This window comes from Streptomyces sp. NPDC020965 (genome assembly GCF_044333555.1).
Taxonomy (GTDB): Bacteria; Actinomycetota; Actinomycetes; order Streptomycetales; family Streptomycetaceae; genus Streptomyces.
In genome coordinates this window covers 322063-333648 of record NZ_JBIRRE010000006.1, presented here as the reverse complement: position 1 = coordinate 333648, position 11586 = coordinate 322063, and the positions used below count along the sequence as shown (strand labels likewise).

The 11586-nt window shown below is 68.3% G+C and carries 12 protein-coding genes; 8 read left to right on the top strand and 4 right to left on the bottom strand.

What is annotated here, in order from left to right; translation table 11 throughout:
* Positions 1–253: 253 nt before the first annotated feature.
* A complete protein-coding gene (locus ACH4S7_RS20600; protein WP_398522652.1) occupies positions 254–1036 on the top strand; it encodes an IclR family transcriptional regulator in 783 nt (260 codons plus the stop codon).
* 94 nt (positions 1037–1130) lie between these two features.
* Here ACH4S7_RS20600 and ACH4S7_RS20595 read toward each other — a convergent pair whose 3' ends face one another.
* From ACH4S7_RS20595 to ACH4S7_RS20585, 3 genes are all read right to left on the bottom strand, one after another.
* Positions 1131–2030 carry a VOC family protein gene (locus ACH4S7_RS20595; RefSeq protein WP_398522651.1) on the bottom strand — a complete coding sequence of 300 codons (900 nt, stop codon included), beginning with the start codon at positions 2028–2030 and terminating at the stop codon, positions 1131–1133.
* Positions 2031–2099: 69 nt separating this feature from the next.
* On the bottom strand, positions 2100–3545 hold the full coding sequence (locus ACH4S7_RS20590; RefSeq protein WP_398522650.1) for an NAD-dependent succinate-semialdehyde dehydrogenase: 1446 nt from the start codon (positions 3543–3545) through the stop codon (positions 2100–2102).
* Between the two features lie 33 nt (positions 3546–3578).
* Entirely contained in the window at positions 3579–4595 is a 1017-nt protein-coding gene (locus ACH4S7_RS20585) for a dihydrodipicolinate synthase family protein (RefSeq protein ID WP_398522649.1), read from the bottom strand.
* Positions 4596–4955: 360 nt separating this feature from the next.
* Here ACH4S7_RS20585 and ACH4S7_RS20580 point away from each other — a divergent pair, with 360 nt between their 5' ends.
* The 7 genes from ACH4S7_RS20580 (at position 4956) to ACH4S7_RS20550 (ending at position 10438) form a co-directional block, all read left to right on the top strand.
* The gene (locus tag ACH4S7_RS20580; RefSeq protein ID WP_398522648.1) at positions 4956–6299 is read left to right on the top strand and encodes a Rieske 2Fe-2S domain-containing protein; all 1344 of its coding nucleotides are present in this window, start codon (positions 4956–4958) and stop codon (positions 6297–6299) included.
* Positions 6296–6844 (top strand): aromatic-ring-hydroxylating dioxygenase subunit beta, encoded by a 549-nt coding sequence (locus ACH4S7_RS20575; protein WP_398522647.1) that lies wholly within the window; start codon positions 6296–6298, stop codon positions 6842–6844. The genes ACH4S7_RS20580 and ACH4S7_RS20575 overlap by 4 nt, the downstream gene beginning before the upstream one ends.
* On the top strand, positions 6845–7120 hold the full coding sequence (locus tag ACH4S7_RS20570) for a hypothetical protein (protein ID WP_398522646.1): 276 nt from the start codon (positions 6845–6847) through the stop codon (positions 7118–7120).
* 40 nt (positions 7121–7160) lie between these two features.
* Positions 7161–8144 carry an ornithine cyclodeaminase family protein gene (locus tag ACH4S7_RS20565; protein WP_398522645.1) on the top strand — a complete coding sequence of 328 codons (984 nt, stop codon included), beginning with the start codon at positions 7161–7163 and terminating at the stop codon, positions 8142–8144.
* Positions 8141–8932 carry an SDR family NAD(P)-dependent oxidoreductase gene (locus ACH4S7_RS20560; protein WP_398522644.1) on the top strand — a complete coding sequence of 264 codons (792 nt, stop codon included), beginning with the start codon at positions 8141–8143 and terminating at the stop codon, positions 8930–8932. Before ACH4S7_RS20565 ends, ACH4S7_RS20560 begins: the two co-directional genes overlap by 4 nt.
* A 61-nt stretch (positions 8933–8993) precedes the next feature.
* Positions 8994–9212 (top strand): ferredoxin, encoded by a 219-nt coding sequence (locus ACH4S7_RS20555; protein WP_398522643.1) that lies wholly within the window; start codon positions 8994–8996, stop codon positions 9210–9212.
* Positions 9212–10438 carry an NAD(P)/FAD-dependent oxidoreductase gene (locus ACH4S7_RS20550; protein WP_398522642.1) on the top strand — a complete coding sequence of 409 codons (1227 nt, stop codon included), beginning with the start codon at positions 9212–9214 and terminating at the stop codon, positions 10436–10438. Before ACH4S7_RS20555 ends, ACH4S7_RS20550 begins: the two co-directional genes overlap by 1 nt.
* 214 nt (positions 10439–10652) lie before the next feature.
* Here ACH4S7_RS20550 and ACH4S7_RS20545 read toward each other — a convergent pair whose 3' ends face one another.
* Entirely contained in the window at positions 10653–11456 is an 804-nt protein-coding gene (locus tag ACH4S7_RS20545) for an IclR family transcriptional regulator (protein ID WP_398522641.1), read from the bottom strand.
* Positions 11457–11586: the final 130 nt, after the last annotated feature.

Here is an 11586-nt window from a genome sequence, read left to right as displayed (position 1 = left end):
CGACTCTTCGTCGGCGGTGGCTTGCGGTAGTCGTCCGCGGCGTGGGTTCGGGGCGTGGAACGCTGATGGGTCTCACGGAGAAGAGGGGAACATGCGCATCCAGATAGTGGATATCATGCCCACTGTACGGAGACGCTATCCATCATGAGGGTGAAGCGTCAATGCTTCAGGCGGTGTGACGGTGGGGAGGGGGCGCCCGCCTGACGTAGTGCCCATAGAGTGGACACTCTGTTCGGCTTGGTAGCGTGCTTGCATGTCACAGACGAAGGAATCGACCCCGGCGCCCACCCTGCAGAGCATGGACCGGGGGATGCGGATCCTTGAGCTGCTCGCCGAGCGACCCATGCGAGCCAAAGATCTGGCGGATGCCCTGGGTTCCAAGTGGGCGACGACCCACCGCACCCTGACCTACCTCCGGGGGAGCGGCTATGTCCGGCGCGACGAGGACAGTGGGCTCCATTACGTCGGCCGTCGTATGTTCTCGATCGGTGCCGCCTACCTCGGCAACCACGCCCTCCTGAACAACGCCCTGCCCGCGATGCGTGCCCTGGCGGACGAAATGGGCGGCTTCGTGCAGATCGCGGAGCGCGATGGTGCGTTCTCGACGGCGATAGCCAGCGTCGAGCCCCGTACCCCGGCCGACTCGATCACGGCCTCCTCAATGCTGGGCAGGCGCTACCCACTCCACACCGGGGCCCGCAGCCAGGTGCTCCTCGCCTACGCCGACGCGGAAGTCGTCGAGGAGTACCTCGCATCACCCCTGGAGCCGCTCACGATGTTCTCGATCACGGACCCTCAGGAGTTGCGCGAGCGGCTTGAGAGGACGAGGCGGAATGGCTACGCCGTGACGGCGCAGGACGTGACGGTGTGGAGCGCATCGGTGGCGGCACCGATCCGTGACCGGAACGGAGAGGTCGTCGCCTCGGCCGCGGCCATCAGTTACCACGAGGGCGGGGAGCACTCGGCCGCGGCCGTCCGGGGGATCGTCGATCTGGCCCGGTCGTTGTCCCACGCGCTGGGCTGGCGGTTGGACTGAAGCCGGGCCGGGGGCTCCCGGCCCGGCAGGCTCATGGGCCCGCTCGGCCCCGGGAACAGCACCGGGGCCGAGCGGGGCGGAGGGGAATGCGCCGTCAGATGCTCGGCGGCGTCCACAGGACGGGGTCGTTCGCGGGGGACATCTTCGCGAGAATCAGCTCGTCGAAGGCGTTGGCGGTTCCCCACTGGTCCTGCTCCTCGGGGGTGGTGCCCCAGACCTTGGGGGCCCAGCCGTGCTCTTCGTCGATCTGGATCAGTTCGGTCGTGTACTCCATGACGAACCCGCTGGACGGCTCCTGGAAGTACGAGTAGGTGTTGTCCCCGGCGCCGTGCCGCCCGGGGCCCCACAGCGGCTGGACGCCCGCGCGCATCAGTCGTCCTGTTCCGCGCATGAACTCGTCGATCCCGTTGAGCTCGAACGACACGTGGTTGAGGCTTGTGTGCTTCGAATGGGCGAACGCCAGGATGTGGTGCCAGCTTCCGGTGCGCAGGAAGCAGAAGAAGTCCTGGAGCCAGTCCGAGACCTTGAAGCCGAGGACCTCGCCGTACCAGGCGACCGCCCGGTTCACATCGGTGGTGTTGAAGACGACATGGCTGATGAACTTCGGCCGCGACTCGCCCCGCTCGATCGGGCGGTGGGCACGCTGCTCGACCTCGGTGGCGAGTTCGATGGCCCGGCCGTCGCAGTCGAAGAAGGCACACGAGTAGCCGCCGCCGAAGTCGGCACGGTCACCCGGTTCGAGAATGATCTTCGTACCGCTCTGAGCGACCCGCTCGAACAACTGGTCCACTCCGGCACGGTCCCGGACGTCGAACGTGGTGAGCTCGATGCCGGCGACGTCGTTCTGGCGCAACTTGATGATGTAGTTGCTGGGGCATCCGGACCCGAAGTAGCTCCTGTCCTGCTCCTCGGTGACCAGGTCGAGCTGCCAGAGATCGCGGTAGAAGCCCCTGGCGACGGGCAGGTCCTCGACGGCTATCGCGACGGATCGCACGCTCGTGATCGGATGGGGGACGGGAATGGGCATGTGATTCTCGCTTTCTTGCCGAAAGGCCGACCGCGGTCACCAGGAGGTGGCGATGTACTTCGATTCCATGAATTCGAGCATTCCCTCGGAACCGCCCTCACGGCCGAGGCCGCTCTCCTTGACGCCGCCGAACGGTGCCGCGGGGTCGGAGAGCAGCCCGCGGTTGACGGCGACCATCCCGGCTTCGAGTTCGCCGGCCATCCGCAGGCCGCGCCGCAGGTCGGAGGTGTAGACGTAAGCCGCGAGTCCGAGGTGGGTGTCGTTGGCGGCGCGGACGACCTCGTCGTCGGAGTCGAAGGCGATGAGGGTGGCGACCGGACCGAAGACCTCCTCGCGGACGATGTCCGCCTGGGGCGGGACGTCGACCAGGACCGTGGGCGGGTAGAACGAACCTTCACGCGGCGGACGTTCGCCGCCGACGAGGACCCGTGCCCCGGCGGCCACCGCCGACTCGACCAGGGAGGCCACCTTGTCGACAGCGCGGTCGTTGATCAGCGGCCCGCACCCGGTCGCCGGGTCGGTCCCCGGGCCGATGACCAGTTCGGCGAACCGGTCGGCCAGCAGTCGGGAGACCTTCCCGACCAGTGAGCGGTGCACGTAGATTCGGTTGGCGGCGGTGCATGCCTGTCCGCCGTTGCGCATCTTGGCGATCATCAGGCCGTCGACGACCTGGTCCGGGTCGGCGTCGTCGAGCACGATGAAGGGTGCGTTGCCACCCAGTTCCATGCTGGACTTGAGGACCGTGTCAGCGGCCTCGCGCAGCAAGACGCGTCCCACCTCGGTGGAGCCGGTGAACGACAGGGCCCGCACCCGCGGGTCGTGGATCATCGCGCGCACCACCTCGCCGGAACGGCTCGTGGTGACGACATTGATGACACCGTCCGGAACCCCCGCCTCTGCGCAGATCCGTGCGATGAGGTAGCTGGTGAGCGGGGTCTCCGAGGCGGGCTTGAGGACGACCGGGCAACCGGCTGCCAGGGCCGGTGCGATCTTCCGGGTGGCCATGGCAGCCGGGAAGTTCCACGGGGTGATCAGCACGGCGACCCCGATCGGCTCGTAGGACACCATGATCTGGTTGGCCCCGTTCGGCGAGGTGCCGAGCTGGCCCGTCGTCCGTACCGTTTCCTCGGAGTACCACCGGAAGAACTCGGCCGCGTAGACGACTTCCCCCAGGGCGTCGGAGAGTGTCTTGCCGTTCTCCGACGAGATGAGCCGGGCGATCTCGTCCTTGCGTTCGGTCATCAACTCCCAGCAGCGGCGGAGGATCTCGGCCCGCTCTCGTGGGCTGGTCGCCCGCCAGGAAGGGAATGCCTGCGCTGCCGCGTCGACAGCGGCGAGCCCGTCGCCGACGGTGCCGTCGGGGACGCTGCTCAGCAGCTCGCCGGAGGAGGGGTCGAGCACGTCGATCGTGTCGCGTCGGCGATTCGGGGGCGCCGTGCCGATGATGAGATCGGAGTACGGCGAGGGGATGGACGTCGTCATCGGGGATCCTTCGCTACGTGTCGCGGGAGAGCGTCAGGCCGGGTTGCGGCCGGCGAAGAACTCGCTGTCCGGGGAGTCCGTGACGTCGAGTCCGGCGGCCACGGCAGCGGCGCGGAGCTGTGCCATCTGCCCGTCGTTGATGCGCGACAGCGGTGCGCGCATGGGTCCGCCGTTGAAGCCGTTGAGCCACCCCTGGTACTTCCACAGGTAGCGGTGGACCATGGCGGTGCCGGCCACGGCCTGCCCGACGGCGGCGGAGTCCGCCTCGCGCACCGGGTGGATCCTCCAGTAGATCTCCATTGCGTCGTCGAACCTCCCCTCGCGCATGAGGGTGAAGTAGCGGGCGACCCAGGGCCCGTACGCCTCGTAGTTCGAGGTCCCCATCCACTGCATCCCGTACATCGAGTGCCACGCGGGGGAGTTGGACTCGATCGGGTCCATGACGATGACCTGGTCCCGGTACCGGTGGAAGATCTCGGCGATGCCGCCCACTCCCGGACCGCCGACCTCGCTCTTCACGGCGACGACGTTCGGGATTTCTTCGATCATCCGGCCGATCAACCGCGCTGAGAAGTGACTCGGGTGCAGCCGGCGGAAGTTCCACAGGTGCATCGCGAAGATGATGACGCCGAGGTTGGTGCTGTCGGCCACGGCCTTGGTGTAGTCGAAGACCTCCTGCTCGGTCGCCGGGTAGAAGGTCAGCGGGTACGACAGGAGGACGAAGGTCGCCCCTCGCTTCTCCGACTCCTGGACCAGACGGATGTTGTCCTCCAGGGTCGGCAGCGCGGCGTGGACCACGGTCTGCAGCTCGTCCCCGGCCTCGTCGATCGCGATCTCGGTGACCTGGAGGAGCTCCTCGAAGGAGGTGCCGCACTCCGACACGATGAGCGTGCTGGACATGCCCATGTTCTTTTCCATGTCGACGTCATGTCGGACGGCACGTTCGTTGATCCTGGCCAGATCGCTGGTGAAGGTCGGCATCACACATCCGCAGATGCCGGTCATGTTCCGCTTGGCCCACTCGCGGGCTTCGAGGCGTGAGTAGCTCATGGACGGACTCCATTCGTAGGGGGGGCGCGGATCTGCAGCGCATATGGATATCCACATAGTGGATACAGTACCCACGTGGTGGATGTTTGCGGAGGCTAGCAACCACTCTGGGGTGGGTCAATGGTTCGTCGGCGGGTTGCTCTTTCCGTCTCGGCGTGACCTGGTCGTGCGCCACTCGCTCCCGATCCGGCGTCCTTGCGGCTCGTGGGGGTCCGAGGGGTAAAGCGGGGCTTTTCCGTGCACTCCCGCAGGCGTTGACACCCGTCAATCGCGGTTGTAGCTTCACCGCACCCGCTAAATGGATGATGTATCCACTATGTGGATAACGCCTGTGCTGCGCTGGACGACAGGAGTCTGCAGATGATCAGGGCGAAAACGACCGACACCCGTGTGAGCCGACAGTCGTACTGGGGCGACGACGAGTTTCAACTGGAGATGGAGCGCATCTTCCGCCGATGCTGGCTCTTCGTGGCGCACGAGAGCGAGATCGCCCAACCCGGTGACTACGTCACGCGGAACCTGGGTGGCGAGGACGTCATCGTGACCCGCGACGAGCGGGGGGAGATCCGGGCGTTCCTCAACTCGTGCACACATCGAGGGACTCAGCTATGCCGTGCCGACCTCGGCAACTCCTCGCACTTCCGGTGCAGCTACCACGGCTGGACCTTCTCCAACTCGGGTGACCTCAAAGGGGTCCCGGAACGCAAGCAGGTCTTCGAGCCGTCGTTCGACAAGTCGGCGTTCGGCCTGGTCCGCGTTCCTCATGTGGAGAGCTTCCACGGACTCGTGTTCGCGAGCTGGAACCCGGACGCGCCGCCCCTCACCGAGGAACTGGGGCCGGCCGCGTGGTACCTCAAGGGAGTCCTCGACAAGGCCGGTGACCTGGTGGCGGTCGGCCCACCGGCGCGCGCCCGGGTCCGGACCAACTGGAAGCTCGGTTCGGAGAACTTCGCCGGAGACGGATACCACCTCGCGACCACCCATCAGAGCCCGATCGAACTGGGCACCTACCTCAACACCGACGCCTTCCCACAACTGGACGGTGTCTCGATGGCCGAAATGCGCGGCCGGTGCATCGTCGCCGGAAACGGCCACGCGTTCCGTGTGCAGCACTACGACCTGCCCGGGACCGAGCCGATGTTCTTCGGCTACCCGCCCGACAAGTGGCAGGAGATGGCACAGGGACTGGAGCCCGGCCAGATCGACCTGATGTCACGCCAGTCCGTCCTCCACGGGAACATCTTCCCGAACCTGTCGCTCATCGACGCCGCTTCCCTCAGCTCCGGTGACGACACGCCGGCCGTGTCGTACGTCCAGTTCCGCGTGTGGCAGCCGATCGACAGCATGCACAGCGAGCTCATGCTCTGGGCACTGGTGCCCAGCTGGTACGACGACGAGCAGCGCGCGCACTCACTCCGGGCCAACCTGAGGATGGTCGGCCTGGCCGGCATCTTCGACACCGACGATCTACAGAACTGGACGAGCGTCGCGGACATGAGCCGCGGATCGGTCGCACGCGCGACGGACTTCGTCTACGAGGGCGGCCTCTCCGCGCCGAAGGACACGGAGAAGACCTGGCCCGGGGACGTCTACGACATCGATCACTCCGAGACGAACCAGCGGGAACTGTACCGCCGCTGGGCCGAGCTGATGAACGACGAGACATTCGTTTCCACCGGAACGGGTCGGAGGACGACCCGATGAGCACACACACCGGCCGGCTCCCCCGGTTCCGGGCCGTGGACGCCGACACGTCGAGCTCACTGCGCCACTTCTACGACATCGAAGCGCGACTCCTGGACGCCTACGACTACCCGAACTGGCTTCCTCTCCTGGAGGACGAGTTCGTCTACCGCGTCCCGGTCACCGTCACCCGCGATGACCCGTCGCTGGCGCCGACCTTCCCCGGCGCGTATCTGGTGGACGAGTCGCGGGACTCGCTGGCCTCGCTGTGGGCGCGCCGCTTCGAACCGGACCACATCGACTTCGCCTGGGGCGAGGTGCCGCTGCACCGCATCCGCCGCTTCGTCACCAATGTCGTCGCGGAGCCCGGTGAGCGGGACGGCGAGTACATGATCGACAGCAATGTGCTGGTCAGCGTCGTCCACCAGTCGCAGCCCGCCGTCATCGCCCCCGCGGGACGACACGACCTCGTACGGCGCCGCCCGGACGGCTGGGGCCTGGTGAGCCGCACCACCGTCTACGACGAGAGCGTCATCCGGCTGCCCCATCTGCGGATGGTGATCTGAGTGCCGGGCGGCGACCTGCCCCATACGGTCGCACCCCTCGACGACGACAGCATCGTCGAGGCCGAATTCACCGTGATCAACGAATTCACGGCCGTGCGGATCAGCAAGATCAGGACCCCGAACGGTCACCGGGTCGAGATCCGGTCACTGCGCCTGGGCCATCGCGTACGCCTCGATCCCCTCGCCCTCGAAAGCATCAGCTGGCAGTCGCCGGACGTGTTCTCCCACTTCCTCGACCAGCCTTTCGGGCCCGAGTCCGACCCGTCCCACCTCTGACCCGACAGCGACATTGCCGCCATCGAGAAAGTTGCCGAACATGCTTCTTCTGACGGACGACCAGGTCCGCGCCTCCCTCCGGATGGACCAGCTCGTCAACGCATTGCGCGACGGGTACCGGGTCGAGGCCCGAGGCGGGGTCCGACTCCCCGACCGCATCAACCTGGATGCGCAACCGGGATTCTTCCGCCTCATGCCCGGGATCGTCGGCGGCGCCGGCGTGATGGGCTTCAAAGTGTTCAACCAGGTCGCCGCTGGCGGTGTCCAGTACCTCATCGGCCTCTACGACGAGGCGTCGGGCGAACTGCTGGCCCAGTTGGACGGCGCCTACCTCACCGCCGCCCGGACGGGCGCCGCGACCGGGGTGGCGGCGGGTCTGCTCGGACCCGTCGGCCCGGTCGAGGTCGGGCTGATCGGCTCCGGACTGGAGGCCGAGACCAATCTCGAAGGCGTCTGCGCCGCCATCGAAGTCGCGAAGGTCTCGGTGTTCAGCCCCAACACCGAGCGGCGCGAGCGGTTCGCCGCGCGTATGGCCGAACGGCTCGGCATCGCCGTCGCCCCGGTGGACGCGGCCGAGGAGGCCGCCTCGGCCACGGTGGTGATCGTGGCGACGAACACCGGAATGGGTACCGGACGGGTGGCCCTGCGCGGGGGCTGGCTCGGACCCGGTGCGACGGTCCTGTCGATCGGCTCCACGATGCCCGCCCTGCGCGAGCTCGACGTCGAGGTGATCGCCCGCGCCTCCCTCGTCGTCAGTGACGCCCCCGAACAGGCCCGTGGCGAGTCCGGTGACCTGATCGCCGCGGATGACGCCGGTGTGCTCGACGGCAAGATGAGGTCGCTCGCGGAACTCGCCACGAACGGGGCACGCCGCGACAACCCCACGGACATCGTGGTCTACAAGTCCGTCGGGACGGCGCTCCAGGATCTCGTCGCGGCCCGCGTGGTGTACGGGGGCGCCCTCGCCAGCGGCACCGGCACCGAATTCGACCTCCTGCGCGTCAAGAAGCCGGCCGGGTCATGAGCGCGCCCGTCACCCCTGGGCGCACAGCGCTGGTCACCGGAGCCGCCAGCGGGATCGGAGCCGCCACCGCCCGCGCGCTCGGTCGCGCCGGATACGCCGTCGCGGCCGTGGACCTGTCCGGCTGCGGGGCGAAGGAGACCGCGGACGAGATCCGGTCCTCCGGCTCGACAGCCGCGGCATACGCGGTGGACGTCACGGACGGGACCGCCGTCGCGGACGCGGTCCGCGCCGCCGAGGACGAACTGGGCCCCTTGGACGTGGTGGTGCACGCCGCCGGCATCTTCGACCAGAACCAGTCCTTCGCGGAACTCTCCGATGCCATCTGGGAGGTGGTGCTCCGGGTGAACGTCCAGGGGACCGTCAATGTCCTGCGTGCCTCGCTTCCCGCCATGGTCGGGCGGCGGCGGGGCAGCGTCATCACCGTGGCCTCGTCCGCCGGGCTCGTCCCCCGGGGCGGCGGCGCCGCGTACATCGCGTCCAAACACGCCGTGGTGGGCCTCACCCAGAAGGTGGCCGCCGAGGTCGCGGCCCAAGGGGTACGCGTCAACGCGGTCGCACCCGGCTGGATACCGACCCGGCTCTTCGAGACCAGCGCAGTCGCACTGCGTGCCGACGCGCGGGCCGGGGACATCCCGAACGAGCCGCCGCCCGTCGGCGGCGTGATTCCCATGCGGCGGCCCGGCACGGTTGACGAGGTCGCCGACGGGATCGTCTTTCTCGCCGACGACCGGTCCCGCTACATCACCGGCACCGTCCTGCCGATCGACGGCGGCTACCTCCTCGGCTGACGAGGCCGCCTCCCCTCACGTCGTCCCCGATGATTCGGCGCATCCGAAGGTGCACCGGCGTATGCGAAAGATCAGAGGTACTGCCATGAAAGTGATCGCCCATCTCGACAAATGCCGCGGCTACGGCAGCTGCATGCTGGAGGCCCCCGCGGTGTTCGAACTGGACGAGGACGAGAACCGGGTCGTCGTGCTCGACGACGAGCCGGGTGACGAGCTGCGTGCCAAGACCGAGCGTGCCGTGCGGTCCTGCCCCGCCCGCGCCCTTCAGGTGACCGGCTGATGGCCCGGCCCGAGAACGTGACGATCGTCGGTGGCTCCCTCGGAGGCATGTCCCTCGCACAGGAGCTGCGCCGGCTCGGCTACGAGGGTGGGGTGACGGTGATCGGGGCGGAGAGGACGCGCGCCCACTACGACCGCACCCAGCTGTCCAAGGACCTGCTCACCGGTCTCGCCGAACCCGAGTCGCTGTACCTGATGACCGAGGAGGAGGTGGCCGACCTCGGGCTAGACCTGCGCACCGGGCGCCGGGCCACGGGGCTGAGCGTCGCCACCGGAAGGAAGAGCGTGACCGTCGACGACGGATCGTCGGTCGAGGCGGACGTCGTCGTGATCGCGACGGGCTCCGCCGCCCGCCGACCGCCGTTCCCCGCGGACCTGCGCGGCGTCCACGTGCTACGCACCCTGAACGACGCCCTCGCGGTCCGCACCGACCTGGCGACCGCGACGAACGTCGTCGTCCTGGGGGCCGGCTTCATCGGCTGCGAGGTCGCGGCGAGCGCCCGCTCCCTCGGCCGCAGTGTGACCGTCGTCGATCTCCAGCCCGCCCCGATGTGCACTGTCCTGGGCCCCGTCGTCGGCAACCACTTCGCCCAACTGCACCGGGCCCGGGGCACCGTGCTGGAACTCGGCACGGGCGTGGCAGGGCTGGTCGGCGACGATCATGTCTCCGGCGTCCGGCTGACCGACGGCCGCGTCCTCGACGCGGATCTGGTGGTCATCGGATTCGGCGGAGTCCCCGCGACCGACTGGCTGCGGGGGTCGGGCGTGGACGTGGACAACGGGGTGGTCTGCGACGACGCGGGCCGCACGTCCGTCGCCGGCGTTCTCGCGCTCGGGGACGCGGCCAGGTGGCATTCCCCCCGGCACGGCCGCCCCGTGCGGTCGGAACACTGGAACCACGTCAGCCCGCAGGCGACCGTCGTGGCGGAGAACATCGTCGCCGGTGCTGTCGCCGCCGACGGCGAGGCCGTGTCACGACTCGACGCGCTGCCCTCCTTCTGGACGGACCAGTTCGGTACGCGCACGCAACTGGTGGGGGCCCCCGACCCCGAGGACGACGTCGACATCCTCGCCGGCGCACCCGGGGAATCCGGTCTGGTCGCCGTCTACACCCGGCACGGGCGGGCCACAGCCGCCCTGGCCGTCGACGCACCCCGCGCCCTCATCCGCCACCAGGCACTCGTGGCCGACGGCGCCCCCTGGCCCCGCACGAACGGCGCCCGCTGACCCGGGTGCCCACCCCCGGCGGTCGGTAGTGGACGGACCCGGTCGTCCGCCGTCCGGAATGTCGCTCCACCACAGAAGGCACGGCCCCGTGGGCGGCCCCACCGGAAGTCATTCCCTCAAGGGCACCCACGGGGGCACACACTGGGGGCCGGGGGTGCTGTCGGCGCGCCCTCGGTGAGGACGCCGAACAACGTGCCCCTGCGCTCCCGCCCGATCAACGAGGCGCCACTTTCCCCCGCCACCCCAGCAGTTGGGACAGTGATACGGCCAGACCGAGCGTCACTTCCCGGACCTGCGCAGGATCGTGGCCGTCCCCGCGCCCCTTCACAACGGACGCGGACGCCACGACCACGCCTTCGGCATTGCGTACGGGAGCGGCGGTCGCGGTCGTCGCCGCAGTGATGTCGTGGTCCGTGGTCACCGACCCCGAGTTCCTCGCAGACTCAAGGACGGAGTACAACGCGGCGGTGTCGCCGATGCCGGTCTCATCGTCCTCGACCGACGCGAAATGGCCGATGTAGGCATCGCTGAAATCGGCCGGGGCGAAGGCCAGGAGAACCAGCCCCCGGGCACCGATGTGCAGCGGGTACGGTCGATAGGTATTGCCGTAGGAGAGACTGGCAACCGGATTGCGCGGTTCGACACTCGCGATCGCGATGGACGCATACGCCTCGCGCTCGGCGATCTGAACAAATCCGCCCACACGATCAGCAGCGTTCCGCATGAGCGGTTCGCCTGTGTGGAAAAGAGGGTGCTCGCTCAGGTACGAGGACCCGATCGCGAAGAGCCGGCGACCGACGTAATGCAGTCCGGTCGCCTCGTCCCGATGCACGAATCCGTGTTCGCGGAGGTACGCGAGCGTGCGGTGGGCCGTCGCCCATTTCGAGGACGTGCGTTCCGCGAGTTCTGTCGCCCGCATCGGCTTTTCGGCGAGATATTCAAGCATCTGCATAGCCCTGTGCATGCTCTGCATCGAGCTGGATGTGGACGCGCGGGCCGAATCGCCACTTTCGAACATCGCCAGAATCTACCACGCTCCCTATCGCACCTGGTCAGCCGATGCACTGTCCCAATCCGCGGCGTCCACCGTCGCCCGACCGTCGTCCCGAAGCCTCTTTCGAGGCCATCCCGCTGCCGCCGTGCCGACC

Bases quoted from the DNA above. Each gene is read 5' to 3' on its own strand.
- ACH4S7_RS20600 (WP_398522652.1), top strand. From the start codon at position 254: ATGTCACAGACGAAGGAATCGACCCCGGCGCCCACCCTGCAGAGCATG.
- ACH4S7_RS20590 (WP_398522650.1), bottom strand. From the start codon at position 3,545: ATGACGACGTCCATCCCCTCGCCGTACTCCGATCTCATCATCGGCACG.
- ACH4S7_RS20585 (WP_398522649.1), bottom strand. From the start codon at position 4,595: ATGAGCTACTCACGCCTCGAAGCCCGCGAGTGGGCCAAGCGGAACATG.
- ACH4S7_RS20580 (WP_398522648.1), top strand. From the start codon at position 4,956: ATGATCAGGGCGAAAACGACCGACACCCGTGTGAGCCGACAGTCGTAC.
- ACH4S7_RS20575 (WP_398522647.1), top strand. From the start codon at position 6,296: ATGAGCACACACACCGGCCGGCTCCCCCGGTTCCGGGCCGTGGACGCC.
- ACH4S7_RS20565 (WP_398522645.1), top strand. From the start codon at position 7,161: ATGCTTCTTCTGACGGACGACCAGGTCCGCGCCTCCCTCCGGATGGAC.
- ACH4S7_RS20560 (WP_398522644.1), top strand. From the start codon at position 8,141: ATGAGCGCGCCCGTCACCCCTGGGCGCACAGCGCTGGTCACCGGAGCC.
- ACH4S7_RS20555 (WP_398522643.1), top strand. From the start codon at position 8,994: ATGCGAAAGATCAGAGGTACTGCCATGAAAGTGATCGCCCATCTCGAC.
- ACH4S7_RS20550 (WP_398522642.1), top strand. From the start codon at position 9,212: ATGGCCCGGCCCGAGAACGTGACGATCGTCGGTGGCTCCCTCGGAGGC.
- ACH4S7_RS20545 (WP_398522641.1), bottom strand. From the start codon at position 11,456: ATGTTCGAAAGTGGCGATTCGGCCCGCGCGTCCACATCCAGCTCGATG.